Source organism: Streptomyces sp. NPDC037273 (genome assembly GCF_055603625.1).
In genome coordinates this window covers 172,850-199,819 of sequence record NZ_JBVJVO010000001.1, presented here as the reverse complement: position 1 = coordinate 199,819, position 26,970 = coordinate 172,850, and the positions used below count along the sequence as shown (strand labels likewise).

The window sequence follows — 26,970 nt, the reverse complement described above, 5'->3', positions numbered from 1 at the left end:
CGAAAGTCGGTTCGACCTCTGTGTAAGCCCCTGCCCCCGGCACCGTCCGCGGCTCCCCCCTGCCGTCGCCCCGCCGCCTTCGCCCGCCGCCTTCGCCCGTCCCCCGTCGCCCTTCCTCACCGGAGTACTCCGCATGAGCAGCCGCTCGTCCGACGCGTTCCGCCTCGGTACGCCGTCGTACGGGTACGGCTTCGGGCCCGGCCCGTGCGACGCGCCGGAGGACCCTCGCGGCCTCCTCAAGCGGGCCCGCTGGCTCACCGCCGAGGGGCACCCGGCGGCGGGCGGCGCCTGGGAGCGGGCCGCGGCGGCCTTGCGGCGGGCGGGCGGGGCGATCACGCCGGGGGATCACGCGGACGCCCTCGACTCCACCGCGCTCGACTGCCGCGGCAAGGCCCGCCCCGCCGCCGGCCCGCTGTTCTCCCGCGCCGCCGACCTGCACGAACGCGCCGGGCGGCACGGCAAGGCACTGGTCTCCAGGGCGCGGGCGGTGCGGGCCGGTGGGTACGCGGGGGCCGGTGCGGGGCCGTACGCGGGCTCCGGCGGGTACGGGAGTGAGGCGCCGGTGTCGGTGACGGCTCGCGCCGAGCTCGCCGAGCTGCGCGGGCGGGCGATCGTCCTGTACCGGACGGGACGGGCCACTGCCGGGCAGGCCACGACCGTGCTCCTGCTGCGCGCCCGCATGTGCGCCGACCTCCTCGGTACGGCCGCGGACCCGGCGGGCGCGGCGGCCGGGCTGCGGAAGGAGCTCGGGCGGCTGATCACCTTCGCGGCCAAGCACCCGGCGGACCCCACCGCGCTCCGGCCGCTCGCCGACGCCCGTGCGCTCCTGGGCCGGATCACCGCGCCCGACGACCCGACGGCGGCCCTCGCCCACCTGGGGGCCGCGGTCGCGGAACACCGGGCCGCCGGACGGCCGTGGGCGGCCGTGGAACCCGAACTGCTTCTCGCCGGGGTGCTCCGCGCCACCGGCGCCCGCGCGGAGGCGGCCGTCCTGCTCCGCTCGGCCCTCCGCGCCGCCGTGCCCACCGACGGCTCCCCCGCACCGCTGCGCGACGACGACCGGGCACGCCTGTGCCTGGCACTGGCGCGGACGCCGACGGGCGCGCACGCGAAGGGGCCCGCCGAGGCCGACGTGGTGGCGCTGCTCGCCGAGGCGGTCCGGCTGACCGGCGGGGTGGCCGTCGATCCGCTTCCGGGAGCGCTCGCGCGGTCGCGGCTCGGCTCCGTGTACGCCGAGCGCGGCCGCTTCGGGGAAGGCGCCGCGCTGCTCGCGGAGGCGGTGGCGGGGTTCATGGAGTCCGGCGGCGAGGTGGGGCTCGTACGGGCCGGTGCCTGGCTCGCGTACTGTGCCCTCGGCCTGGGCGAACCCGGTCGGGCCGCGCGGGAGTACGCGCGGGCGGCGGCGCTGGCCGGAGGGTGGGAGGACCCGAGGCACGCCGAGGATCTGAGCCGTCGCGCGGCGCGCGCGTCGGACCCTGCCGGGGAGCCGGTGGAGGGGGCCGAGGACCTCCGGGCGCTGCCGGAGCCGTGCGAGGTGCCGGGGCCCTATCAAGTGAACGTGTACGGCGATGTGGGCGGGACCGGGCGGAAGGCCGGGGCGGCTCCGAGGACGCGAGTGCAGGGGTGCGTGTGAACAGAGTGATCGACGGCCGCTTCGAGCTGGTGGAGCGGCTGGGCGGCGGTGGGATGGGAACGGTCTGGCGGGCCCGCGACCTGGCCCTGCACCGCGACGTGGCGGTCAAGGAGGTCCGGCCGCCCGATCCCGCGCTCGCCGAGCAGGACGCGGAGAACGCCCGGACGCTGCGCGCCCGGGTGCTGCGCGAGGCGCGGGCGCTGGCCCGGATCGACCACCCGAACGTGGTGACGATCCATCACATCGTGGACGCGGGCGAGGGAACGTACCCGTGGCTGGTCATGGAACTCGTCACCGGCGGTTCGCTCCAGGACCGGCTGGAGCGCGGCACGATGACGCCCGCCGAGGCCGCCGGGCTCGGCCGCGAGTTGCTCTCGGCCCTGCGCGCCGCGCACGCGCGGGACATCGAGCACCGGGACGTGAAGCCCGCCAACGTCCTGCTGCGCCCGGACGGCCGCCCCGTGCTCACCGACTTCGGCATCGCCGCGATCCGCGAGTCGACCGTCCTGACCGCGTCGGGTTCGATCATCGGGTCCCCGGACTACATGGCTCCCGAGCGCATCCGCGGCGGCACCAGCGGTCCGGCCGCCGACCTGTGGTCCCTCGCCATGCTCCTGTACGTGGCCGTCGAGGGCCACCATCCGCTGCGCCGCGCGAACACCCTCGCCACCCTGGCGGCCGTCCTCTCCGACGATGTACCGCCGCCCCTGAGCGCCGGCCCCCTCACCGAGGTCCTCACCCGTCTCCTGGTACGGGACCCCGCCGCGCGTCCCGACGCGGCGGAGCTCGACGGGGTACTGGCCGAGATCGCCGCCGAGGTGGACGCCGTCGAGCCGGCCGCGGCCGACACCACCTCCTTCCACCTGGCGCCCCCTTCGCAGGCGGTACGGCCCCCGGCGGCCGCCGTGCCCGCCGGGCCCGCCACCACCGCCCCGTCCGGAGCCCCCGGCTCGCGGCGGCGTGGGCGCGCCGGGCGGTTCCTGGGCGCCGTGGCCGTGGTGGTCCTCGCGGTGGGCATCCCCGTCGGGGCGATGTCCTGGGACTGGCGGCCGGGCGAGGCGGGGGACGGTCCGACGGCGGCGCCTCCGGCGAAGTCGGGGGCCGGCGGCCGCGGGCCGTCCGCCTCGACCGGTACGCCGGGGACGAAGGCGACGGCGCCGGTGCCGCGCGATCTGCTGACGCCCGACGGGGTGCGGGCCGCCGTGGCGGCGGTGCGGGCGGCGACGGGTGGGGCGAAGGTGACGAGCTTCGTGGTGTACCCGGAGTACGCGGTGGCCGAGTCGGTGGTCAAGGGCAGTACGAAGCGGTACGACCGGTACGTGTACCGGGGTCAGGACGTGGCCGTGCGGGAGGGACCGGGTGGTACGGCGTTTCCCGGGACGGTGCCGGTGGACCTGAAGGTCTTCGACTGGGACGTCCTGCCGGCGCTCATGAAGCGGGCCGACAAGGAGCTGGGCGTCGAGAAGCCGACGAGCCGGTATCTCGTCGTCAATCCGGCGTCGACCCTGCTCGGCAGCGGCCCGGGGCTGAGCGTGTACCTCTCCGACACGTACGGCTCCGCGTATCTCAAGGCCGACGCGAAGGGCCGGGTGATCGCCACCTATCCGCGCGAGAACTGACCGCGGGCCGTCGTGTCGGCCCGCACGACGAGGGAGGCGAGTCCGGCTCTGGTCTCCACTCCCGTCTTGCGGTAGACGCGGGCGACATGGCTCTCGACCGTGCGCGGGCTGAGGCAGAGCCGCTCGGCGACGGCCTGGTTGGTGAGGCCCTCGGCGACCAGGGCCGAGATCTCCCGCTCGCGCGGGGTGAGGACGGCGAGCCGTCCCCCGGCGGCGGCCTCCGGCGGGGCGGGTCTGGTCCGGTCCGCCAGGTCCACCAGCATCCGGGCCCCGCCTTCGGCGGCCAGGCGGCGGCCTCTTCGCCACACCGCGACGGCCTGCGCCGCGTCGCCCGAGGCATGCAGCTGAGGGGCCGCGAGGAGCAGGCTGTGCGCCTCGCGCACCACGGCTCCCGAGCGCGCGCTCTCCCTGGCCGCCTCGGTGAACGCCCGTGCCGCGGCGGCCGGTTCACCCCGGTGCGCCAGGATCCGTCCCCGGGCCCGCAGGGCCGCGCCGCGCTGGACGGGCAGCCCGAGCGGCTCGGCCTCGGCCAGCGCGAGCCGCGCCCCGCGCTCGGCCTCCGGGAGGTCGCCGGCGGCGAGGGCGGCCCCGGCGAGAAGTTCCAGATAGCCGGGCCGCAGTGAGGCCTGGAGCCGCGAGAGGTCCGGGTCGCCGCCCGCCCGCACCAGCACCTCGCGCACCCGGTGCGGGTCCTGAGCGACGGGCACGCTGTAGCCGAGCAGGCAACGCGCCTGCGTGGCCCACCACCCCTCCGCCGTCCCCACGGTCGCCGCCGCCTCCTCGGCGGCCGCCAGCGCCCCGGGGTCCCCGAGGGGCCGGGCGTGCAGGAGGACGGTGGCCCGGATGGCCCTGCTGAATCCGAGGAGTTCGGCGCCGCCCAGGGTGCGGGCCACCGCGACGGACTCGTCGGCCAGGTCGAGCGCGGTGCCGGTTCTGCCGGTCAGGAAGTGGACGTACGCCGAGCAGAGGAGCAGCTGCGAGAGCGCGAAGGGCCGCCCCGCGCGCCGGGCCATCGCGACGCCGCGGGTGGTGTGCCGCTCGGCCGCCCCGTACTGCTCCAGGAAGACCTCGCACCAGCCGAGCCGCACCAGCGATTCGGCGTGCCGGGCCAGTTCGCCGTCGGTGAGGGTGTCGGTGTGCGCCGCCGCCTCCGCCGCGAGCGCGCGGGCGGCGGTGGTCTCCCCCTCGTACACCTCGCCGAGCGCGGCCAGCGTGAGCAGCTCGGCCGTCCCCGGCGCGTCGCCGTGCCGCCGCGCCTCCTCCAGGGTCTCCGCGACGACGGGGCGGACCTCCGGGTACCGGGAGGCGAAGAGCGCCCGGCAGCCCCATTCCACGACGAGCCAGGTCCGCAGGTCGGACCGGGGCCGCGGGCTGCGCTCCAGCTCGCGGCGGAGCAGCGCGTCGGCCTCGGGATAACGGCCGAGGTGCCGTTCCATGAAGGCGCAGAGGAGCACGGCGGAGGTGCGCAGTTCCGCCGTGGTGGTGTCGCCGGGGCGGCACGCGTCGATGAGCCGGTGGAGGAGGTCGCGGCTCTCCGCGACGCGTCCGGCGCAGCCGAGGGCGCGGGCGCGCCGGAGCGTCAGGTCGCGGCGGGTGGCGTGCTGTTCGGGGGTGTCGGGGAGCAGGGCGAGGACGGCGGCGAGCCAGTCGGCGGCGAGGGCGGGGTCGGCCGCGCCGATCAGTTCCGCGGCCTGGACGAGTTCGGCGGCGGTGGCCGGGTCCCAGGCCGTCGTGGCCCGTACGAGGTGGGGCGCGCGCTCGGTCAGGGGTGCGCCGGCCTCGGCGAGGGCGGTCGCGGAGCGCCGGTGCAGCGTGCGGCGGCGCCACGGGTCGAGGGCGCCCCGCACGAGTTCGGGCAGGGCCGGGTGGCGCAACGTGAGGAGGTGTCCGTGCGCGTCGGGCCGGACGAGGTCGCGGCGGGCCAGCGTCCGCAGGGCCTCGTCGACGCTCCCCCGTTCCATGCGGCGCGTGCCGGGCGGGGCCACGGCCGCCACCAGGTCGGCGGTCGCCCGCTCGCCGAGCACGGCGATCGCCTCGACGACCGCCTTCTCCGGCTCGTCGAGCGCGGTGAGTTCGGCGAGCAGCACCGCGACCGGTCCGGTGCCGGCCACGGCCGCCGCGCTCCGGTCCGTGCGGGCGGTCGCGAGCGCGCGGTAGTAGAGCGGGTTGCCGAGGCTGTCGCGGTGCACCTCGCGGGCTTTCTCGGGCGGCAGCCAGGGGGCGAGCCCCTCCGCGCAGTCCCGCTGTCCCAACGGGCCGAGGGCCAGCGGGGAGACGGCCCCCGAGTCGACCGCGCGGGCCAGGACGGAGGCGAGGCCGGGCGGTGTCTGGCGTTCGCGCCGGGCGAGCAGGAGCAGGACGGGCGCCCGGCGCGGATGCCGTAGGAGGTGGTCGAGCAGCTGGACGGACGCCGGGTCGGCGTCGTGCAGGTCGTCGAGCACGAGCACGAGCACGAGCCCCGGTTCCGTGACCCGCCCCAGGGCGGCCGCGATCCGGCGCACGTGGTCGGCCCGCACGGCGGCGGTGACGTCCGGAGCGGGCGTGTGGGCCGCCTCCACGAGGTCCGCCGCCGTGGCGAGCGCGGGGAACGCTCGGCGGTCCCGGTCGTCGAGGTCGGCGAAGGCGTCGGCGAGGACGTGGTAGGGGAGGCCCGGGTCCGTACCGGCTCGGCCGTGGAGGACGACCGTGCCGCGTCGGCGGGTGTGGCGGGCGAACTCGGCGAGGAGCCGGGTCTTGCCGATGCCCGGGTCGCCGGTGACGTCGGCGGCGACCGGGCCCTCCCCGTGGGTGCGGCGGCGCAGCAGCGCGTCGAGCCGGTCGAGTTCCCGGGCCCGCCCGACGAGGGGTGCGCGGTCGGCGCCTCCCCGTTCCCCGAAAGTCTCCACGTACCAGCCCCTCGTACCGTCCCGCTTCTTCCCGGTTCCCAGTTGTACGGCACGCCGCCGACATCGGGGCCTTCGGCCCGTGATGAGGGGCGTGAGCCGGAGGGGCCGGCCGGCGCGGGGCGCCGGGAGGGGGGGCTCAGGGGTGCATGCGCGCGCCCTTGAGGATCTTGTCGACGGCGTTGCGCGGGCCGTGGACGGCGAGGCCGACGAGGTCGAGGTCCGCCGTGGAGACGGCGCGGACGGCGGCGCGGTTGTCGCGGTCGTTGCCGGTGGTGAAGAGGTCGGCGGTGAAGACGGCGCGGGGCAGGGCGCGGGAGAGGGCGCGGCCGTGGGCGGCGGTCAGGGTCTCCTTGGAGCCTTCGAAGACGAGGACGGGCTGGCGGAACATGGGGAGGTAGGGGACGTCGTCACCGTCGGCGTACGGTTCGCCGATGACCTCGGGCACCTGCGAGCCGAGGCCGCTGACGAGGAAGGCGGTGACGTTCAGCCGCTGCCAGGTCTCCAGGTCCTCGCGGAGCAGAACGGCGATCTTGGTGTCGAAGCGGACGGGGGCGATGTCGGTGGTGGTCATGGAATGAGACTGCCGATCGCCCCCTCGTGCCGTCTTGTACATTCTTTGCATGCCCGCCAGGCAAGAGGTCTCGGCGTGGCGGCCGCACGTACCGGGGGTCGTGGAGGTCTTCCACGCGCACTACACCGAGCACGCGTACCCGATGCACGTCCACGACGTGTGGACGCTGCTGATCGTGGACGACGGGGCCGTGCGCTACGACCTGGACCGGCGGGAGCGCGGTACTCCGGCCGACACGGTGTCCCTGCTGCCGCCGCAGGTGCCGCACAACGGCTCGCCCGCCACCTCGCGCGGTTTCCGGAAGCGGGTCCTGTACCTGGACCTGACGCAGCTGGACGAGAGTCTCATCGGGCCGGCGGTGGACGGGCCCGATCTCGTGGATCCGCTGCTGCGCCGTCGTGTGGGGCAGTTGCACACCGCGCTCGCCGATCCGGGCGGTGAGCTGGAGGCGCAGAGCCGTCTCGCGCTGATCGGGGAGCGGTTGCGGGATCATTTGCGGCCCCGGCTCGTGACCCCCGCCCGGCCGGCGGATCCCGGTGTCGCCCGTGATCTGCGGGATCTGCTCGACGAGCGGCTGGCACAGGGGCTGTCCCTGGACGAGGCGGCGGGGCTGCTGCACGCCCATCCGACCCATCTGGTACGGGCGTTCAGCGGGGCCTTCGGTATCGCGCCGCACCAGTACCTGACGGCCAGGCGGCTCGATCGCGCCCGGCGGCTGTTGCTCGAAGGACAGGCGCCGGGCGAGGTCGCCGCCGCGACGGGCTTCTACGACCAGTCTCATCTGACGCGTGCCTTCAAGCGGTTGGTGGGCACCACGCCGGGGCGTTTCGCCCGGGAGGGGGCGGGTGCCGTGCCGGTCGCTGCGGCCGGCGGGTCCGGCCTTTCGCTCGCCGGAGCCGTACCCCTGTCGACAACTGGCCACGCGGACGGGGACGGCGGGGCGGGGAACGGGCCCCGGCCGTGGCGGGTCGACGCCATCCGCGCCGACAGGCGAGACGGGTCCGGCGCCGGAGAGTGATGATCCGGCCATGGGCGCGGGCCGCCCGGAGCGTCGGATACGGCCTCGCGTCCCGCCTCCTGGCGATCACCGAACGACCGGGGACGACCGAAGTCGACCGGATTCCGACCCTCGTCACTCAAACGGACCGAACGATGCACAGGTAGTCATATCCCCTGGTCGGCATGATTCCCGCGCCCTGCCGCACGCCCTGTCGACGGTGATCTTCCGCCCCGCACGCTGTACCCCGGGAACGGTGAGCGGAGGGGCGGGTGACCCGGATGGAGACCGGCAAGGACGCGGACAGGGCCGCGGACGTGGACGTGTGTGTGGTCGGCGCGGGTCCCGTCGGGCTGACGCTCGCGATCGGGCTGCGCCGGCTCGGGCTGCGGGTGCGGATCGTCGACAAGGCCCCCGCCGCCAAGCACGAGGCCCGCGCCCTGGTGATCTGGGCCCGGGCACGGGAGGCGCTCGACGCCCTGGGGGTCGGCGAGACGCTCCGGCGGCACGGGGTGGAGCTGGACGCGGTGACGATCCACGCGCGCGACCGGCCGCTCGGCGAACTCGTCACCGGCTGGACGCGCTCGGCCCACGCGCGGCCCCTCAACATCGAGCAGCACGACATCGAGCGGCTCCTCTGCGAGGAACTGGCCTGGCTCGGCACGGCCGTCGAGTGGAACACCGAGGTGACCGACGTCAAAGTCCACGAGGACCGGGCCGAGTTCACCCTGCGGCACGAGGACGGGCGGGTCGAGTCGGCCGCCGCACCGTGGATCGTCGGCTGCGAAGGAACCGCCAGCGTCGTCAGGGACCGGCTCGGCATCGCCTTCGAGGGACGCCGCCGCACCGGCCTCCAGGTCGTGCAGGGCAACGCCCACCCCACCTGGCCGCTGGGCGAGGAGCCCGGCCGGGGGCACATCTTCCTGGCGCCGCACCGCTCGCTGCTCGTCTTCCCGCTGCCCGGCGGCGGCTGCCGCTTCTTCTGCTTCCGCGACGATCCCGACCCCACCCTCACCACCGCGCCCACCATGGACGAACTCCGCGACCTGGTCGCGGACACCGCCCGGATGCCCGGCCTGCGCCTCGAACCCACCGAGCAGCTCTGGCTGAACCGGGCGCGCTTCAGCGACCGGGTGGCGGCGCGGCTCCGCGTCGGGCGCGGCCTGCTCGCCGGGGACGCGGCCCACGCCTGGGCGCCGGTCGGCGGGCACGGCATGAACGTCGGCATCCTCGGCGCCCACAACCTCGCCTGGAAGCTCGCCGCCGTGCACCGGGGGCAGGCGGGCGAGGCGCTCCTGGACACGTACAGCCGCGAGCAGCGGCTGATGGCGGTGCGGTACATCCGCGAGATGCGGTTCAACTTCATGGAGCTGCCGCTTCCGCCGCTCGGCTACCGGGCGTTCACCGCCACCGTGCCGATCGCGCTGGCCCGGCGCGGCTTCCAGCGCCGGCTCGACCTGCGGCTGAGCGACCTGCGCAGGAACCACGGCGACAGCACCTTGTCCTGGCACCGTCCGGGCCACCGCCGGCACCGCACGGGACCGCGCGCCGGCGACCGGATGCCGGACCTCGCGGTCACCGCGCCGGAGGCCGGCGATCCGGCCGAAGGACCGGCGTTCCCGAGGGACTTCGCGAGCGCTCCCGGCCGGGAACCCGCCGGAGGACCGGCACGGGACCCGGCCTCGGGGCCCGCCGCCGTCCGCCTGCACACCCTGCTCGGCTACGAGCGGTGGACCGTGGTCCTGCACGCCGGCCGGGCCGACCCGGGCACCCTGGAGGCGCTGCGCGAGGCCTGCGACCGGTTCCCCGCGCCGGTGCGGATCCTGCCCGTGACGCCCTGGGACGGGGCCGAGGCGAGACGGCTCGGGCACCCCGACGACCTGCGCCTGGTGCGACCCGACGGCTACGTGGGTCTGGTCGCCCCGCTCATCCGCACCGCCCTGCTCCGCGACTACCTGGCGACGCTCGCCCACGGCGGTCCGTGAACCGTCCGGAGTCGCGGCAGCCCCGCCCAGACCCGCGCACCGAACCGATCGGGAGTCGGACCGTCATGCACACCACCACCGTCACGCAGACCAGTCCCCTGCCGCGCGCCCGGCGGCGGACCCGCGCCAACAGCACCGTCACCGTCGTCGGAGCGGGGATGGCCGGCCTGGTCGCCGCCTACGAACTGGAGCGGCTCGGGTTCCGCGTCGAGATACTGGAGGGCAGCCGCAGACTCGGGGGTCGGGTCCGCACCCATCGCTTCGGCGCGGCCGAGGGCGCCCCGTTCGTGGAGCTCGGCGCCATGCGCATCCCCACCGCGCACCACCGCACGATGCGGTACGTCGAGCACCTCGGGCTCGGCGACCAGGTCCGCCCGTTCACGACGCTGCTCTCCGAGGAGAACGCCTATCTCGCGACCAGCACCGGGCACGTACGGCTGCGGGACGCGCCCCGGGCTCTGATCGCCGACGTGCGGGCCTCGCTGCCGGGCGGCCGGTACCGCGAGGAGACCGTCGTGTTCGGCGCGTGGCTCGCGGCCGTCGTCGACGCCGTGGCGCCGCCGGCGCTGCGCGCCGGGCTCCGCGCCGATCTCGCCCGCAACCTCCTCGACCTCGTCGAGGAGGTCGACGTCTCCCCGCACCTCCTCGGTCACGCCAAGGACCGCATAGACGTGCACGGTCTCTTCGCGGCGCACCCCGGCATCCGCGCCGGGTGCGGCACGCGCCTCAACGGCTTCCTCGACGACATCCTCACCGAGACCAGCCCGGAACTGGTCCGGCTCGCCTGCGGGATGGACCAGCTCGCACAGCGCCTGGCGGCCCGGATCCGCGGGCCGATCTGGCTCGGCCAGCGGGTGTCGGGCTTCGAGGTGGCCGCCGACCACGTCCTCGTACGGCTCGGGGACGACGGCCCATCGGCGGCCGTCCGGCGCTGCGACTACGTGCTGTGCACGGTGCCGTTCTCGGTGCTGCGGGGTCTGACGCTCGCCGGCTTCGACGAGGACAAGCTCGCGGTCGTGCGGGAGGTCGACTACTGCCCGGCGACGAAGGTCGCGGTCCACTGCCGTGAGCCGTTCTGGGAGCGGGAGGGAATCCGGGGCGGTGCCTCCTTCAGCGGCGGCCGCATCCGGCAGACGTACTATCCGCCGTCCGAATCCGACGGCGCCGTGGACGCCGGCCAGGGCGCCGCGCTGCTCGCCAGCTACACGATCGGGGAGGACGCCGAGCACCTCGGCCGGATGGCGCCCGCCGTCCGGCACCGGACCGTCGTAGAAGAACTGGGCCGGATGCATCCGCAGCTCCTGCGGCGCGGCATGGTGCGCGGTGTCGCCAGCCTCGCCTGGGGCACGCATCCGTGGGCGGCGGGCGGCTGCACCATCCGCTGGGGCCGCGACGCGGCCGCCTGCGAGGAGCAGCGGCGGCGGGCCGTGCGGCCGCAGCGCCGGATGTTCTTCGCCGGTGAGCACTGCGCGACCGAACCCGCCTGGATCGAGGGCGCGGTCGAGTCGGCGCTCGACGCGGTCTCCCTCATCGCACGTCACGCGCCGCGCCGGGGTGCCGCTCCCCCAGTCGAACGGGAGGCCGCGTGAGCGTCTTCGACCTTCCCCGTCTCTACTTCGGCGGCACCGCCGTCTCCCGGCTGCCCACCGGTCCGCACAACGGCCTGGTGGACCTGGCGGGCAACACCGCCCTGCGCGGCCCGGATCCCGGACAGGCCGCTCCGCCGCGGCCGTTCGGGGTCGGGGAACCGGCCGGGACCTATCACGCGCACCTCGCCGATCGACGGGCGCGCGGCGGGCACTTCTCCGGCAACGGCCATTTCCTCCTCGACGCCCGGATCACCGGGGTGCAGCTCAGCGACGGCCCCGTGGACACGGCCGATCCGGTGGTCGGCCGTGCCGTCGACCTGTGGGGGCACCACAATCCGTACCTGGGGACGACGGTGAATCGGGCCCGTGTCTTCGACGTCGACCCCGCCTCCGCGTGGACGGCCACCCTCATGGGCGGCCAGTTCGCCTTCGGCCGCGACGGCCGCTCCCACGACGGCGGTTACCTCTGTGTCGGCGACCTGTCCGGCTTCATGCCGCCCCGCTGGCACGGCTTCTCCCCGGTCCGCCGCGTGCTCCACCAGTGCGCCATCGGCGCCGGCGAGGGCCTCGACTGGCCCGCCGGGACCGTGGACTCCCCCGCCGTGCGTGCGCTGCGGGCTGCGGCGGAGTCGTACGAAGGCGGCGGGATCCTGGTGCAGTTCACGCTGGAGCGGCCGGAGGGCGAGGCCGGCCCTGAGGAAGGTGACGCCCCTGTCGTGTGGGGGCTGCGGGGCACGATCGCGCCCTGGCACCCGGACGAGCCGCGTACGCACCCGGCCGGCCGGCTGCTCCTGCCCCCGGGGCGGGGCGCCGGGGCGTCCGGGCCGTGTGCGGTACGGGTCTCCCCGGACGGGGTCGCGTTCCACCGGCCGTTCACGCCGCATCCCTCCGGGCCTGGGGGTACGGCCCTTGAGCTGCGGACCGCCCGCACGGATCTGCCGGTCGCCGTCCTCCCCGAGGGGCCCGGCGGGGACGGCGTGGTCGTGACCGTTCCGGTGGCGTCGCCGGAGGCCGTACGGCAGGCGGGGACGGAGGGCCTCGTCCTGGTGGCGCCGGCCGGGACCGGCACCGCCTCGCCGGTGGTGGTGCTGCGGGAGCGGGAGGCGGTGGTGGTGACGGACGAGGCCTGCCTGATCCTGGAGCATCCCGACCCCGAGCGGGGTGAGGAGTACGAGGTCGAGGTCCCGGTGCGGACGTTCCTGCGGGGACGTCCGGCCGCGCTCGACACGGTCGTCGTGCGCCAGTACCCCAACCCGCGCGCCCTGCCGCTCGATCCGGCGGCGTCCGCGCCGCACGCCGAGTGCGGGGACGTGCGGATCGTACGGCTCCGGGCGGGCCGCACGGCCGGGGAGAAGGAGCCCTCGGGTGCGGGGGCGGCCTCCTGCGTCGTCGGGACGGACGCGCGGGGGCGCGGCTGGTTCACGGTCGCCGGCTCACGGGCCGGGACCGCGCGGCTGCTGCTCGCCGCCGGGCCCGACGAGGTGCCGCCCGCGGGCCCGTCTGCGGCGGGCTGCTACGACCACGAGGACGCCCTCGGGTTCTGGCCCTGGGCGGGGTCCGCGGCGGTGCGGGTGCTGCCCGACGACTGGCGGCTTGACGCGGTCCTCCAGCAGGACGTGACCTTCGAGCTGCTGCACCGGGAGGTGTTCGCGTACTACGAGCAGCTGTTCCCGTTCATGCGGGACGAGGTGTTCAGTCTCGCGGACCGCTGCAAGGTGGAGACGTACGCCAAGCTCATCTGGCAGATGTGCGATCCGGCGAACAAGGACAGGACGTACTACATGCCGCCGACCCGCGACCTGTCCCTGCCGAAGGCGCGGCTGCTGCTCAAGTACCTGCGCGCGCAGAGCGCGGCGGCGGCCGTGCCCCCGGCCTCCTTCACCTCGCCCGTCCGGTCGTATCCACAGATCACCACGCGGGCGCAGCTGCGCGCGGCGCTCTGGCAGGCGGTCACGGTGGAGCTCGCCACCTCCCTGCAGTACCTGTACGCGGGGTACTCGGTGCCCACCCACGGCACGGGCTTCGAGTACGTCCGCAGCGGGGTGTGGACGCCCCGGCAGCTGCGGCTGGCCTGCGGGGACGGCGGGGAGACCCTGGCGAAGGGGGTGCGGGACAGCCTGTTCGACGTGGCGCGGGAGGAGATGACGCACTTCCTCGTCGTCAACAACATCCTGATGGCGATGGGCGAGCCGTTCCATGTGCCTGAGGTCGACTTCGGCACGCCGGGCCGGCTGCCGCTGCCGCTCGACTTCGCGCTCGAACCGCTGCATCTGGGCAGCCTCCAGCGGTTCATCGCCATCGAGCGGCCCGAGCGGCTCGCGGGCGGCACGGGCGCGGTGAACGGGACCGGGCCCTTCGGTTCGCCGAGCGAGCTGTACGCGGGCATCCGGGAGGGCCTGACCCGGGTCCCCGACCTGTTCCCGGTGGACCGGGGGCGCGGCGGGGGCGAGCACCATCTCTTCGTCGGGGCCGCGGTCAACGCCGTGCACCCCGACTACCAGTTGGAGGTGGACGACCTGTCGAGCGCCCTGTTCGCCGTCGACTTCGTGACCGAGCAGGGCGAAGGGGGCGTCCTCGACGCGGCGAAGGACGGCACCGAGTCCCACCACGACACCTTCGTGCGGCTCGCGGAGCTGCTGATGACCGAGCGCGCCGACGGCCCGCACGGGAAGGGCACGCCGTGGCACCCCGCCTATCCGTCGCTGCGGAACCCGACGCTCGATCCCGGGCACCCGCGGCGGGCGGCGGTCGCCGATCCGCACGCGCGGGAGGTGATGCGCCTGTTCAACCGCTGCTACTTCATGATGCTCCAGCTGATCGTCCAGCACTTCGGGGAGAGCCCCGACGCGAGTCTGCGCCGGTCGAAGCTGATGAACGCCGCCATCGACGTGATGACGGGGATGATGCGCCCGCTCGCCGAGCAGCTGATGCCGATGGAGTCGGGGTGGCGGGGGCGCACGGCGGGACCGTCCTTCGAACTGGAGGAGCCGCCCGCGTACATCGCGCGCCCCGACGTGGCCCGGCGCGGCTTCGTGATGCGCTTCCGGCACCTCGCGGCGATGGCCCGCGCGTGCGAGGGCGTGCCGGAGCGGGTGCCGGAGCTGATGGCCTGGTACGCGGATCGGTTCGCACACGAGGGGAGGAGCTGAACCCGTGACGTACACCGGAGCACGAACGAACCGGGTGGCCCGCGGCAGGTCCGAGGAGACCGAGGTCCTGATCGTGGGCGGCGGGCCCGTGGGCCTCGCGCTCGCCCTCGATCTGGCCCACCGGGGCGTGGACTTCGTCCTGGCGGAGGCCGGCGACGGCGGCGTCGCGCACCCCAAGGTCTCCACCGTCGGGCCGCGCGCCATGGAGGCCTTCCGGCGCTGGGGCGTCGCCGACGCCATCCGCGGCGCGGGCTGGCCGGCCGACCACACCCTGGACATCGCCTGGGTGACCGCCGTCGGCGGCCACGAACTGCACCGGCTGCGCCTCGGCACGGCCGGCGGGCGCCCTCTGCCGTCCTACACGCCCGAACCGGAGGCGATCTGCCCGCAGCACTGGCTGGCGCCGCTGCTCACCGACCGCCTCGGGGTCCGCCCCGACGGCCCCGTCCGCCTCGGTACGCGCCTGGTCGAACTCACGCCCCGCCCCGACCGGGTGAGCGCCGTGCTGGTGGACGCCTCCGGGGTACGGACGACCGTGCGCGCCCAGTACCTGGTGGGCTGCGACGGCGCCTCGTCCCCGGTCCGCAAGGCCTGCGGGATCGAGGCGCCCGAGCACCACCGGACCCGCGTCCTGCGCAACATCCTCTTCCGCGCGCCCGGCCTCGGAGCGCTTCTCGGCCCCCGCGCGGCCCTCGTCCACTTCGTGACCGAACCGGGCGGCCTGCGCTACCCGTTGCGGGCCATCGACGGCCGCGACCTGTACCGGCTGACCTGCCCGGCCGGGCCCGCGGAGGCCGAGTGGGCGGTGCACCGGGCGCTCGCCCTCCAGGTACCGGTGGAGGTGCTGTCGGACGCCACCTGGCACCTGACGCACCGGGTGGCCGCCCGGTACCGCGCCGGACGCGTTCTGCTCGCGGGCGACGCGGCCCACACGCTCTCGCCCTCCGGCGGACTCGGCCTCGCCACCGGCGTCGGCGACGCCGCCGACCTCGGCTGGAAGCTGGCCGCCGACCTGGCGGGCTGGGCCGGACCGGGCCTCCTGGACACCTACGAGACCGAGCGGCGCCCGGTGGCCGTCGGCTCCCTCGAAGAGAGCCACCGCAACCTCCGGCGCACCATCGACCGGCGCCTCTCCGCCGACCTCCGCGACGGGACACCGGCGGGCGAACGGGCCCGCGCCGCCCTCGCCCGGGAGATCGCCGCCTCCGACCCCGGGCGCGAATTCGACGCCCCCGACGCCCACTTCGCGTACCGCTACGCCTCCCCGGCCATCGCCGACGAGAAGCACCACGCCCCCGGCACCTCGTCCCCCGCCTCCTCGCCGCCCGGCGCCTCGTCCCCCGGCGCCTCGTCCTTCCGCCCCGACCCGCTGCCGGGACAGGACGGCACTCCCGCCTGGAACCGTACGACCCTGCCGGGCGCCCGAGCCCCGCACGCCTGGCTCTCTCCCGGCCGGTCCACCCTCGACCTCTTCGGCGGCGCCTTCGTCCTGATCTGCTCCGGCCCCACCGCCCCGGAGGGCCTCGCCCGTGCCTTCTCCGACCGCCGCGTCCCCCTGCGCGTCGTCCGCTGCCACGACCGGGAGACGGCCCGCCGCTACGAACGCCCCTTCGTCCTCGTCCGCCCCGACGGCCACGTCGCCTGGCGCGGCACCGCCCCGCCGGCCGATCCCGGGCGGGTGGCGGACATGGTGCGAGGGGCCTTGCCCGACGGGGACGGCTCGGGGTCGGGGTCGGGGGCCTGCGGGGAGGCGGGATGAGCGGGCGCACGGTCGGCGCGGGCCTCCTGGAGCCGTTCGATCCGGGCCGCCTCGACCTGGCCGATCCCTACCCCGTCTACCGCCGCTACCGCGAGACCGACCCGGTGCACGCGGTCCGCACGCCGAACGCCGTGGACGGCGGGGCGACGACGACCTGGTACGTCTTCGGGCACGCGGAGGTGACCGGCGTACTGACGGACCGGAGCTTCCGCAGGGCCCGCCCTTCGGCGGCGAGCGCGATACCGGTCCCCGACGGGTACGCGGCGCTGCGGCGGATCGTCGAGAACTGGCTCGTCTTCCTCGACCCGCCCCGGCACACCCGCCTGCGCGCCCGGGTGTCACCGCCCCTCGGCGCCCCGGCCGTCAGGGCACTTCGCCCCCGGGTGCGGGAGATCGCCGAGGAGCTGACCGCACCGCTGGCAGGGCGGCCGGTCGTGGAACTGGTCGAGGGGTTCGCCGCCCCGTACCCGCTGCTCGTCGTGGCGGGGCTGCTCGGGGTGCCGGGCGAACGGTGGCCGTGGTTCCGTACGGAGGCACTCGCGCTCCAGCGGGCCGGCGGCACCCGGGGCGACCGGTCACCGGACGCGCTCGACCGGGCGGACCGGGCGGCGGCGGAACTGGAGGCGTACTTCGGCGGGGAGCTCACGGCCCGGCGTGCGGACGACCGCGGCGACCTGCTCTCCGCGCTCGCCAGGGCCGGGGTCGAGGACCCGGCCCTGGACACGACGACGCTGACGGCGACCTGCGTCCACCTGCTGACCGCCGGCCACGAGACGACGACGGGCCTGCTGGGCAAGGCGGTGCTCGCGCTGCTCGCCCACCCCGGCGCCGGGGACGAACTGCGCGCCGATCCCGCGCTGTTGCCGAAGGCCGTCGACGAGTTCCTGCGCCACGATCCGCCCGTCCAGATGGTCACCCGCTGGGCGCACCGGGACACCGCCCTCGCCGGCCGCACGATCCGCCGGGGCGACCGGGTCCAGGCCGTCCTCGGCTCCGCGGGCCGCGACCCGGCGCGCTTCCCCGACCCCGACCGTCTCGACATCCACCGCGACAGCGCCCGCCACTGCGCGTTCGGCCTCGGCATCCACTACTGCGTCGGGGCCGCGCTGGCCCGCGCGGAGGCCGAGATCGGCCTCGGCCTCCTCCTGGACCGCCTGACCGCGCTCCGCCCCGGCGCGCGGCCACGGGTGGAGGTGGAGTACGCCCCTGACTGGGTCTTCCACGGGCCGTCCCGCCTGACGCTGTCCTGCTGACACCCCGTCTAGCGAACGCGACCTCCTCTTCGGGAACACCAGCCCCCGCCCACCCGTTGGACAAGGTACCCCCCAGGGGTATGACGAGGAGGTTCCGTGACCACCAGAAGACTGACCGCGCTCACCCCCGAGCAGGCACCCGGCCGCGCGGGCGAGTTGCTCGGCGACATCGTCGAACGGCACGGTTCGGCCGGTGAGATGGTGTCGACGATGGCGCACTCGCCCGCGCTGCTCGACGGCTACCTGAGCCTCTCCCGGGCCATGAAGCGGGTCAGGATCCCCCGCGCGCTCAGCGAGAAGCTCTCCCTCGCCGTCCAGGAGTGGATCGGCTGCGGCACCTGCCGCGACGCCCACCGCGAGGCGGGCCGTGCGGCCGGGCTCGGCGAGACCGACATCGAACTGGCCCGCCAGGGCACCTCGACCGACCCCCGCGAGGCCGCCCTCATCGGTCTCGCCCTGCGCGTCCTCGCCGAGCCGGGCTCCCTCTCGGACGACGACGTCGCCGAGGTACGGGCGCACGGCTGGAGTGACCGGGTCATCGCGGAAGTGGTCGGCGTGGTCACCCTCAACCTCCTGACCGGCGCCTTCAACCTCCTCGCGGGCATCCAGCCGGAGCCCGAGGCCTGAGTACGCCCCCGGGGGCCGGCGTTCAGTCGCCCTCGGGGGCGGTGAAGGCGACGGCGGAGGCGGGCACCGTGACCTCCGCGTCGCTGCCGAGGGAGTAGGCGGCGACGCGGGAGACGGTCGCGGCGGGCACGAGGTCGTGGACGCCGGGGACCGCCGGGCAGTCCTGGGTGGCGTGGGCGTCGTGCGGCAGGACGACCCGGTAGCCGCGCTCCAGGGCCGTACGGGCCGTCGCCTGGACGCACATCTCCGACATGACGCCGCAGACGGCGAGCGCCCGTACGCCCGCGTCGGCGAGCACGCCGCCCAGCGGGGTCTCCTCGAAGCCGTCGTCGTAGGGCTTGCGGATCACCACCTCGCGGGGGCCGGACTCCACCGGGTGGTGGAGCTCCCAGCCGGGCGTGTGGGGTTCGTCCTCGGACCCGGGCGGGCCGTCGTTCTGGAGGTGGACGACGAGCGCACCCGCCTTCCGGGCGCGGGCGAGGAGATCCGTCGTGCGGTCGACGAGCCGGTCGGCCGCGGGCACCGCGCCGTCCCCGGTGACGAACGCCGACTGCACGTCCACGACGATCAGGGCGTCCACGGGCTCTGCGAGCTGAGTCATCCCGCCATCATCACTCCCACCCGGCCCGCGCCGCCACGGAGTTCCGGCCGCCGGACCGGCGGAAACGCCCCGGCGCGGGCCCGAGGCGGCGGGTTAGTCTGGCGCGCTGACCGAAAGCACGAGCGGGGTGGGGAATGGCGGGGATGGAGACGTCCGACTGGTGGGAGCTGCTACCGGACGGAATCCGGCGACAGGTGGACGCCTACGTCCTCCAGGACGCGCGGATGCGGGCCGTCCTCGCCGTCCTCGACATCGGCCGCGTCCACGGGATGGGGCTCCACGACGCCGAACTCGTCGTCCACCAGCGCTATCTCCACCACGGCGACCGCGTCGCCCGCACCCCCGACAGCCCCCTCGACCAGGAGTCCCTGGCCGCCCGCGCCGCCGGCTGCCCCGGGCGGGTCGTCGCCATCGAGGCGGTGTGGGACGGCGACACCACGCACGACTGGTTCGTGAACCTCCTCGCGATCACCGACGAACCCGCCGGTGAACGCCCCCTGGCCACGATCTACCGCGAGACGGCCCTACGGCACCTGGGCGAAGGGCCGGAGGGCCGCACCGGGTCCGCCGCACCCGACCGGCGCGACCGGCCCGACCCGGTCGGCGGGCGTGACGCACGCGGCGAGCGCGGCCAGGCCGGGAAGCGCCGTGCCAGGAAAGCCCCCCGCGTTGCCCGCCACCTGTCGGCCGTCGTCGCCGAGGAGGTGGGCGGCGCCCTGGCCGCCGCCTTCTCCGTGCCCTTCCATTTCGCGAGCCCGGACGAGCCCGACGACGAAGCTCCGCGCTGGCGCCCCTGAGGAGGCCGGCGTCACCGCCCCGCCGCGTCCGCCTTCTCGGCCCGGGACAGGAGCCACATCCCCGATGCCCCGGTCGTGAACAGGCCGGTGACCAGCGCCACCAGGGAGACCCCGGGCCCCGAGGCCCAGTCGACGGAACCGGCGCGCACGGCGAGGACGACCGCGAGGGCGACGGCCACCACCGGGACGGCCCGGAGGGCGGGGCGGGTGCGGGCCAGGTCGTCCTCGGCCAGTGAGGCGAGCACGCCGACGCCGAGGGAGAGGGCCCACACGCCGAGGCCCTGCGCGTCGGCGCGGTTCACCGTCCACGGGACCAGCGGGCCCCAGAAGCCGGGGAAGACGAGCAGTCCCGCCCCGATGCCGAGCCAGGCCGAACCGAGCACCGCGAGCGGCGGCTTGGACCAGCCGGGCAGCGGCGCGACCGGACCGGGGCCGGTACCGGGGGACGCTCCCCGCACCGGCCTGAGGTACTGCGCGGCGAGACAGCCCACGGCGGCGAGTGCGAGGACGCCCAGGGTGGCGACCCAGCCGAGGCTGAACAGGGCGAGGAAGATCGGGCCGCCCCGGAAGGCCTGGAGGTCACCGGCGTTGAGGACGCTGACCGTGAAGAGGCCCACGAGGACGATCACGAGCGGCAGCGCGAGGCTCCGCACCTCCTCCCAGACCCGCGCCCGGCCTATCGTGAACAGCGCGGGCGCCACGCCCAGCATGGCCGCGCCCACCAGGCCCGGGCTCAGCGCCTCCGGTGACACCCAGGCACCCGCCCGGTGGCCGAGGAGGCCCGCCACGGCGAGCAGCCCGCCGACGGCGAGGCTGATGCCCCCGACGACACCGCTCAGGACCACGAGGGCGGACGACAGTTCACGCCCCCGCACCTCCCCCGGCTCCCCCGCCCCCTCCGCCGCGGCCGCCTCGGTCGCCCGCTGTCCGGTCTCGCTCATGCCTGACGTCCTTCCGTGACGGTCGCGGCCGCCGCCGTGGCGGGGCGGGTGGGCAGGTCGGCGAACGCGGCCCGCCGCTTCAGGAGTTCCCGGGCGTGCAGGACGCGGAGGCTGACGACGGTGACGGCGGCGTAGGCGAGCATGCCGCCGCCGATGCCGACGCCCGCGAGCATGGCCGTGGGGCGGTCGAGGCCCATGGACCGTTCGAGTACGGGCACGGTGACCGCGGAGAAGGCGGGCGCGAGGCAGAGGGCGACGAGATGGAGCCGCCATTCCTCGCGCGGCCAGGCGGCGCCCCGGCTGCCGGCGCAGGCAGCGCGTACGGCGATGACGGCGTAGGTCACGGCGTAGGGGACGAGGTAGGCGACGAGCAGACGCCGGCCCGCGGTGCCGCCGTCGAGGAAGGCGACCGTGATCCAGGCGAGGCCGGCGGCACCCGCGAGGTGGGCCGCGACCTGGACGGGGAGGGGGCACCAGGTGCCGGTCAGGCCGGGGACGGTGTCACGCCGGTCGAGGGCGCGGGAGGCGAGGAGCGCGCCGAAGGCCACCAGGGAGCCGAGGTGCATGATCGCGACGCGGTTGATGTCGAGGATGCCGAGGCCCGGGTAGAGGGAAGGCAGGAAGCCCCATTCGAGCCGGAGCAGCGGGGCGGTCATCAGGAAGCCGTAGCAGAGCAGCATCCAGCGTTGGTGGAGGTCGGGGAAGCCCCGGACGGCGGCGAGGACGCCGAAGGTCACGCTGCCGACCGTGCCGACGAGGATCGTGGCGAGCACGATCCAGAACGCGGCGCCGCTGAAGGCCCGTTCCGGCGGGGTGCGGACGAGGTAGAGGGCGGCGCCGGCCATGGACACGTAGACGGTGACGGCGAACACGGTGCCGGTGATCCGGTGCAGCCGGACGCGGCGGCGTACGGCCGAGAGCAGCTGGACCGGGCCGAGCAGCATGAGGAGCCCGCCCAGGACCGAGTGCACGATCAGCGGGAGCAGGCTGCGCCCGTATGGTCCCATCCGGTCGCGCACGGCCTCGGCGACGAACTCCGGGGAGACGGACCGGCCGAGGATCCATTCGCCGATGGCCGGAGCCCCGGGACTGGCGTACGGCCAGAGTTCGGTCATGGCGATCGGCGCGTACGCCAGGCAGACCACCGTCACCGCGACGGTGGCGGCCCGCCACCGTGTCGTGCTTGTCGGACGCCCCACGGCGGTCCCCCTCCTCAGCACCGGGCATAGTCCTATCTGGACCATGAAGGAAGGTAGGGCGGGGCCGGAGTGAGGTCAACCGGTCGGTAACAAACTCAGGACTCGCGACTTTCGACCCACTGCCAGAAATCGACCATCATCCGCTCATAACGGATGCCGAACTCCAGCGCCTCGCGCTGCCCCCGGGTCAGCAGCTCGCCCACGTCGCCGGCCAGTTCCTCGTACCCGTCCAGGGTCTTGCGGTGCTCCTCGATCTGGACCGGGGCGTGGACGCGCGGGCTCGCGCCGAACCACAGCTTGAGGATGCCGCGTTCCCGGGCCTCGACGGGTACGAAGGCGGGGTCGGCGAGCCAGCCGCGCAGGGCGGCCGACCCCGCCTCGGTGAGCCGCATCAGGCGCCGGTTCCGGCCGCCCGGCTGGCGTACCTCCGACAGGAGCCCCGCTTCCAGGAGCCGGTCGCACTGGGCGTACACCTGCGCGTGCGGCATCGCCCAGAACGGCGCCACGGTCCGCGCCGCCTCGACCTTCACGTCGTACGGGCTGGCCTCGCCCAGCGTGTCGATGATGCCGAGCACAAGGAAGGAGGGGGTGGTCAACCGGACTTCAGACATGCCGCCGACCGTACCGCGCGATCGGGCCGAAGTCCCTGGTGAGGCGGCCATCCGCCACCCCCACCGGTCGGGAAACCGCCACGGGCCGAGGCGATGATCGCCGCCTACGCGAGGGGCCTGGTGACGCCCGGTTCGGTGGGGCGGGGCGCGGCGGGGGCGGCCGGTGGCCGGCCGGGGAGCGGTGGGAACACCGCGTAGGGGTGGGCCGCGAGGCCGTCCGGCGGGGTGGATTCCGGGCGGAGGAGGTCGCCGAGCGCGGCGAGGCGGATGAGCCGGAGGATCCAGGGCTGGTCGCACAGGAGCCGCCAGCGGGCGCCGCGCCGGTGCGCGCGCCCGGCGCAGTGGGCGAGCAGGCCGAGCCCGGTGGCGTCGCAGAAGGTGAGGCGCCGGATGTCGAGGGTCAGCGCGTCGGCCTCCCGCACGAGGGCGTCGAGCTCGGGCCTCAGGTGCCGCACGAGGACGAGGTCGAGCTCGCCGCGGAGCGCGGCGACGGTGACGCCGCCGGTCGAGCGGACGACGAGGTACGGGTCGTGACGGGGAATCAGCTGCATCGGACGCTCCACAGGGTGGCTCCATGTGTCATTTCGAGCGTGGCCGTGCCGCTGGGGGAAGGGACGTTTCACCTTCGCCGCTGTCACCTGAATCGGTGAACGCGGGGCGGGTTTTCGCTCGCTTGTTCAGCCGGATTCCGTACGGGTGGGCGAAGACCCGGGAGGGTCGGCGCCGATCGGGATCCGCCGGAACTCCACGGTCTCGTACGGGCTGCCGGTCCCGGTCTCGTAGAGGAGCCCGACGGTGCGCGCGCCGAGCCGCACCAGGTCCGAGTAGGCGGCCTCGGCTCCGGAGACCGCGAGCGACTTCCGGAAGGTCCGGCCGTCGTCCGTACTGCTCCACAGGGCGAGGTCCGTGCGCGCGGTCGGTACCGAGGGAGCCGAGAAGAGCAGGAGGCGGTCCGGCCCGCCGGCGTACAGGAGGCTGCCCTGCACGACGGGGACCGCGTCCAGGGTGCGCTGGGGCGCGAAGGGGCGGGCGAGGGTGAGTCCGCCGTCGGCGGAGCGGGCGTCGGCGCGGTTGCCGGGGCTGCTGCCCAGCTGGTCGCGGGCGCTGAAGTAGACGCTGCCGTCGGGGAGTTCGGCGGCGGTGGACTCGTTGGCGTTGACGAAGCCGTCGTAGGTGTCGTCGACGAAGCCGAGCCGCCAGGTCAGGCCGCCGTCGTCGCTGTAGAGGGCGTGCGCCCCGTAGTGGCGGGGCTCGCGGCCGGTGTCCGGGGAGCCGGGGGGCGGGGCCGCCGAGTGGTTGGCGGGGACGAGGAGGCGGCCGGCGTGCGGGCCGTGGGCGAGGGCCAGGGCGTGACCGGGGCCGGTGGCGTACCAGCGCCAGCCGGGGCGTGTGACGTCGGCCGTGATCTCCTGCGGCGCGGAGAACGTGCGGCCGTCGTCGGTGCTGCGCTGCACGAAGACCCGGCGGCCGCGCTCCGCCGGGACCTCTCCGGCGAGGATCCGGCTCTCCGTGGCCTCGGCGCCGTTGAAGGAGCTGACGAGGACGACGTCTCCGGTGCGCGGGTCGACGACCGGCGCGGGGTTGCCGCGGGTGTCGCCCCGGCCGTCGGCGGCGACCCGCTGCGGTCCCCAGGTGCAGCCGCCGTCCTCCGAGCGCCGCACCACGATGTCGATGGCGCCGCTGTCCCCGCCCCCGGCCGCCCGCCCTTCGGCGAAGGCGAGCACGGTGCCGGCCCGGGTGCGTACGACGGCCGGGATGCGGTAGCCCGCGTACCCGCCGGTCCCGGCCGTGTACGGGACGGAGGTCGTGCAGCCGGCGCCGGGCCCCGCACGGCCCGGCGCCGGCTCCCCCCGTCCGGATGGTCCGATCAGCCCCGCGGCGAGCAGCCCGGCGGCCGTCACCGCGACGACCGCCGCCGCTGCCACGGCTCCACGCCCCACGGGTGCCTCCTGCCGCTCCGCCGCCGCACCGGCGCGTCGCGGCTCACGGCCCGAAGATCACCTCCGCGGAAGGCGGCGATCCGAACAGCCGGACAACACCGGGCGGCGCGGAGACGAAACCCGGTGGAGCCACCGGGCGTGGGTCGTGCGGCCGGTCAGCCCGCGAACCTCGCCATCCACGCCTCGACCTCGTCCGAGGAGCGCGGCAGGCCGTCCGACAGGTTCTCGTGGCCGTCCTCGGTGACGAGCAGGTCGTCCTCGATGCGGACGCCGATGCCGCGCCACTCCTCGGGGACGGTGAGGTCGTCCGGCTGGAAGTAGAGGCCGGGCTCGACGGTGAGGACCATGCCCGGTTCGAGGACGCCGCCGACGTACTCCTCGGTGCGCGCCTGCGCGCAGTCGTGGACGTCGAGGCCGAGCATGTGGCCGGTGCCCGCCATGGTGAAGCGGCGCTGGAGGCCGAGCTCGTAGGCGCGGTCGACGGGGCCCTCGATGAAGCCCCACTCGACCAGCCGGGCGGCCAGGTGGCGCTGGGAGGCCTCGTGGAAGGCGCGGTACGGGGCGCCGGGCTTCACCGCGGCCATGCCGGCTTCCTGGGCCTCGTACACCGCGTCGTACACCTGGCGCTGGACGGCGCTGAAGGTGCCGCTGATGGGGAGGGTGCGGGTGACGTCGGCGGTGTAGAGGGAGTGGGTCTCCACGCCGGCGTCGAGCAGGAGCAGCTCGCCGGGGCGCACCGGGCCGTCGTTGTCCGTCCAGTGCATGATCGTGGCGTGCTCGCCGGCGGCACAGATGGAGCCGTAGCCGACGTGGTTGCCCTCCAGGCGGGCGCGGCGGAAGAAGGTGCCCTCGATCCACCGCTCGGAGGAGGCGACCGCGCGGGAGAGCTCGCCGACGCAGTCGGTGAAGCCGCGGACGGTGGAGTCGACGGCCTTGCGCATCTCGCCGATCTCCCACGCGTCCTTGACGAGCCGGAGCTCGCTAAGGGCGCCTTCGAAGTCGGCGTCGCGCTCCTCGTCGGTGGTGACGGCGGCTTCGAGGGCCGGGTCGACGCCGCGGACGATGCGGGTGGGCACGCCGGAGCCTGCGGCCAGGTCCTCGGCGATGGTGCGGACGTCGCGGCAGGCGAGGCCGAGGACGACCTCGGACTCGGCGAGGGTGCGGCGGCGGCCCATCCACAGTTCGGCGGTGTAGCCGAGCCAGAACTCGTCGGTGTCGCGGCCGTCGCGGGGCAGCTGGTAGCAGTAGGCGTCGTGGCCGCCGTCGGCGCGGGGTTCGAGGACGAGGGCTCCGTCGCGGGCCTGGTCGCCGGTCATGTGCACATAGCCGGTGTAGGCGCGGAAGGGGTACGGGTCGTCGTTGGAGCGGGTCTTGAGGTTGCCGGACGGGATGACCAGGCGCTCGCCGGGGAAGCGCGCGGAGAGCGCGGCGCGGCGGCGGGCCGCGTAGGGGGCCTGCTCCGCCGGTTCGAGATCGTGTCGCTCGGTGTCCGCCCAGCCGGTCCGCATGAGGGCGGAAAGCTCCTCGGAGACGCCTTCGTAGAGGCCGTTCTTGCGACCCTTCGCCACGTCCTGCACCTTCTTCCGGGTGAGTTGTCAGGCCACCGGTCGTCGGTGGCATCCGGACGGTACTGCGCGGGGCGCCCGCCGGGTGCCCAGCAGTGCCAGTGGCACTGATCGGCCACTCGGCCTGCGGCGGGCGGCGATAATGCGGTGCATGGCGAACGCGAAGCTCAGCGAGGCCCTCCGGGTCCTGGGGATCGGCGAGCAGGCCGTCCTGGTGTACGGGAAGCTCCTCGAACTCGGCCCCGCGCCGCTCGGCACCGTCGGCGCGGCGGCCGGCCTGGCGGGCGCGGAGCTCGCGAGGGCGTACGGGGAGCTGGTCGACGCCGGTCTGGCGAACGCCGCCGAGGAGGGACCCGAGGTGGTGGCGCCGGTGCCGCCCGCCGCGGGTCTTGAGATCCTCGGCCGGCACCGGGCGGCGGAGCTCGACGCGTCCCGGCTCACGGTCGGCGGGGCGTTCGAGACGTTCCGGCGGCAGCGGCTCGCGACCACCGGCGACCATCTCGTGGAGGTCGTCACCGGTGACGCGGTGGGCCTGCGGATGCGCCAGGCGTGGACGAGCGCCCGCGAGCAGATCCGGCAGCTCGACTCGCCGCCGTACTTCCCGCTGCCCGGCGCGACGGACGACGCGCTGGCCACGCTCGCCCGCGGGGTGACCCAGCGGGTGGTGTACTCGCGGGAGTCCCTTGAGGTGCCGGGGAACCTGGAGTCGGCCATCGAGCCGTGCATCGAGGCCGGGGAGCAGGCCAGGGTGCTGCCCTCGGTGCCGGTGAAGCTGGTGATCATCGACGAGGCGTACGCGCTGGTGTCCCTGTCGATCAGGGAGTCGGACGTGCACAACGCGACGCTGGTGGTGCAGCCGTGCGGGCTGCTCTCCGCGCTCATCGCCCTCTTCGAGCAGGCCTGGCAGAGCGCGCTGCCCTTCCACGGCCGGGCCACGCGGCCCGCCGGGCTGCTTCCGGCCGACCGGCGGCTCCTCCGGCTGCTCGCGGGCGGGGCGGCCGACGAGGTCATCGCCCGTGAGCTCGGCGTCAGCCGCCGTACGCTCTTCCGCCGCATCCAGGTCCTGATGGCCCGGCTCGGCGCCACCAACCGGTTCCAGCTGGCGCTCCAGGCCCAGCGCCAGGGCTGGCTGTGGGGGGGGGGCCGGGGGGGGGGGGGGCAACCCCCAAGCCCCCCGTTAACCCCAATTTCCCCGCAAAAAAAGTTGCATCCAGGGAGTGTTTTTCGTGGGCTTATTCTTTTCTCCCGA

At 75.3% G+C, this 26,970-nt stretch carries 18 protein-coding genes and 2 pseudogenes; 11 read left to right on the top strand and 9 right to left on the bottom strand.

What is annotated here, in order from left to right; all coding sequences use genetic code 11:
- Positions 1-133 precede the first annotated feature (133 nt).
- Together ACZ7G1_RS00880 and ACZ7G1_RS00875 are read left to right on the top strand one after the other, a co-directional pair.
- Entirely contained in the window at positions 134-1,633 is a 1,500-nt protein-coding gene (locus ACZ7G1_RS00880; protein WP_470881011.1) for a hypothetical protein, read from the top strand.
- Positions 1,630-3,252 (top strand): serine/threonine-protein kinase, encoded by a 1,623-nt coding sequence (locus tag ACZ7G1_RS00875; protein ID WP_470881013.1) that lies wholly within the window; start codon positions 1,630-1,632, stop codon positions 3,250-3,252. The genes ACZ7G1_RS00880 and ACZ7G1_RS00875 overlap by 4 nt, the downstream gene beginning before the upstream one ends.
- Here the strand turns inward: ACZ7G1_RS00875 and ACZ7G1_RS00870 are convergent.
- Both ACZ7G1_RS00870 and ACZ7G1_RS00865 read right to left on the bottom strand, forming a co-directional pair.
- The gene (locus tag ACZ7G1_RS00870) at positions 3,234-6,137 is read right to left on the bottom strand and encodes an AAA family ATPase (RefSeq protein WP_470881015.1); all 2,904 of its coding nucleotides are present in this window, start codon (positions 6,135-6,137) and stop codon (positions 3,234-3,236) included. The two genes, ACZ7G1_RS00875 and ACZ7G1_RS00870, sit on opposite strands and share 19 nt — an antisense overlap.
- Positions 6,138-6,273: 136 nt before the next feature.
- Positions 6,274-6,759: a DUF2000 family protein gene (locus ACZ7G1_RS00865; protein WP_470881017.1), complete on the bottom strand. Its 486-nt coding sequence runs from the start codon at positions 6,757-6,759 to the stop codon at positions 6,274-6,276.
- Between ACZ7G1_RS00865 and ACZ7G1_RS00860 the strand changes: the two are divergent.
- From ACZ7G1_RS00860 to ACZ7G1_RS00830, 7 genes and pseudogenes are all read left to right on the top strand, one after another.
- A pseudogene (locus tag ACZ7G1_RS00860) lies at positions 6,758-7,552 on the top strand (AraC family transcriptional regulator); the annotation flags it as partial. The gene ACZ7G1_RS00865 and the pseudogene ACZ7G1_RS00860 overlap by 2 nt on opposite strands.
- A 434-nt stretch (positions 7,553-7,986) precedes the next feature.
- Positions 7,987-9,690 (top strand): FAD-dependent monooxygenase, encoded by a 1,704-nt coding sequence (locus ACZ7G1_RS00855; protein WP_470881063.1) that lies wholly within the window; start codon positions 7,987-7,989, stop codon positions 9,688-9,690.
- 65 nt (positions 9,691-9,755) lie between these two features.
- Positions 9,756-11,279 (top strand): flavin monoamine oxidase family protein, encoded by a 1,524-nt coding sequence (locus ACZ7G1_RS00850; RefSeq protein WP_470881018.1) that lies wholly within the window; start codon positions 9,756-9,758, stop codon positions 11,277-11,279.
- Positions 11,276-14,428 carry a ferritin-like domain-containing protein gene (locus ACZ7G1_RS00845; protein WP_470881020.1) on the top strand — a complete coding sequence of 1,051 codons (3,153 nt, stop codon included), beginning with the start codon at positions 11,276-11,278 and terminating at the stop codon, positions 14,426-14,428. The genes ACZ7G1_RS00850 and ACZ7G1_RS00845 overlap by 4 nt, the downstream gene beginning before the upstream one ends.
- 4 nt (positions 14,429-14,432) lie before the next feature.
- On the top strand, positions 14,433-16,187 hold the full coding sequence (locus ACZ7G1_RS00840) for an FAD-dependent monooxygenase (protein WP_470881022.1): 1,755 nt from the start codon (positions 14,433-14,435) through the stop codon (positions 16,185-16,187).
- Positions 16,184-17,440, top strand: coding sequence for a cytochrome P450 (locus ACZ7G1_RS00835; protein ID WP_470881023.1), 1,257 nt, complete (start codon positions 16,184-16,186; stop codon positions 17,438-17,440). The genes ACZ7G1_RS00840 and ACZ7G1_RS00835 overlap by 4 nt, the downstream gene beginning before the upstream one ends.
- Before the next feature lie 96 nt (positions 17,441-17,536).
- A complete protein-coding gene (locus ACZ7G1_RS00830) occupies positions 17,537-18,067 on the top strand; it encodes a carboxymuconolactone decarboxylase family protein (protein WP_470881025.1) in 531 nt (176 codons plus the stop codon).
- Positions 18,068-18,089: 22 nt separating this feature from the next.
- On the opposite strand, the gene ACZ7G1_RS00825 is transcribed toward ACZ7G1_RS00830, so the two are convergent.
- The gene (locus ACZ7G1_RS00825; protein WP_470881027.1) at positions 18,090-18,668 is read right to left on the bottom strand and encodes an isochorismatase family protein; all 579 of its coding nucleotides are present in this window, start codon (positions 18,666-18,668) and stop codon (positions 18,090-18,092) included.
- Between the two features lie 143 nt (positions 18,669-18,811).
- On the opposite strand from ACZ7G1_RS00825, the gene ACZ7G1_RS00820 reads away from it, so the two are divergent.
- Positions 18,812-19,465, top strand: coding sequence for a hypothetical protein (locus ACZ7G1_RS00820; protein ID WP_470881029.1), 654 nt, complete (start codon positions 18,812-18,814; stop codon positions 19,463-19,465).
- 11 nt (positions 19,466-19,476) lie between these two features.
- Here the strand turns inward: ACZ7G1_RS00820 and ACZ7G1_RS00815 are convergent, their stop codons facing one another.
- From ACZ7G1_RS00815 to ACZ7G1_RS00790, 6 genes are all read right to left on the bottom strand, one after another.
- Positions 19,477-20,406, bottom strand: coding sequence for a hypothetical protein (locus tag ACZ7G1_RS00815; RefSeq protein ID WP_470881031.1), 930 nt, complete (start codon positions 20,404-20,406; stop codon positions 19,477-19,479).
- Positions 20,403-21,605, bottom strand: a complete 1,203-nt coding sequence (locus ACZ7G1_RS00810) for a DUF2306 domain-containing protein (RefSeq protein WP_470881032.1) — start codon at positions 21,603-21,605, stop codon at positions 20,403-20,405. The genes ACZ7G1_RS00815 and ACZ7G1_RS00810 overlap by 4 nt, the downstream gene beginning before the upstream one ends.
- A 95-nt stretch (positions 21,606-21,700) precedes the next feature.
- Positions 21,701-22,216 (bottom strand): helix-turn-helix transcriptional regulator, encoded by a 516-nt coding sequence (locus tag ACZ7G1_RS00805; protein WP_470881033.1) that lies wholly within the window; start codon positions 22,214-22,216, stop codon positions 21,701-21,703.
- A gap of 104 nt (positions 22,217-22,320) precedes the next feature.
- Entirely contained in the window at positions 22,321-22,767 is a 447-nt protein-coding gene (locus ACZ7G1_RS00800; protein ID WP_470881035.1) for an STAS domain-containing protein, read from the bottom strand.
- Between the two features lie 126 nt (positions 22,768-22,893).
- Entirely contained in the window at positions 22,894-24,156 is a 1,263-nt protein-coding gene (locus ACZ7G1_RS00795; protein WP_470881037.1) for a sialidase family protein, read from the bottom strand.
- Positions 24,157-24,311: 155 nt separating this feature from the next.
- Positions 24,312-25,724 (bottom strand): aminopeptidase P family protein, encoded by a 1,413-nt coding sequence (locus ACZ7G1_RS00790; RefSeq protein WP_470881039.1) that lies wholly within the window; start codon positions 25,722-25,724, stop codon positions 24,312-24,314.
- A gap of 148 nt (positions 25,725-25,872) precedes the next feature.
- Between ACZ7G1_RS00790 and ACZ7G1_RS00785 the strand changes: the two are divergent.
- Positions 25,873-26,853: pseudogene (locus tag ACZ7G1_RS00785) on the top strand (LuxR family transcriptional regulator); the annotation flags it as partial.
- Positions 26,854-26,970 lie beyond the last annotated feature (117 nt).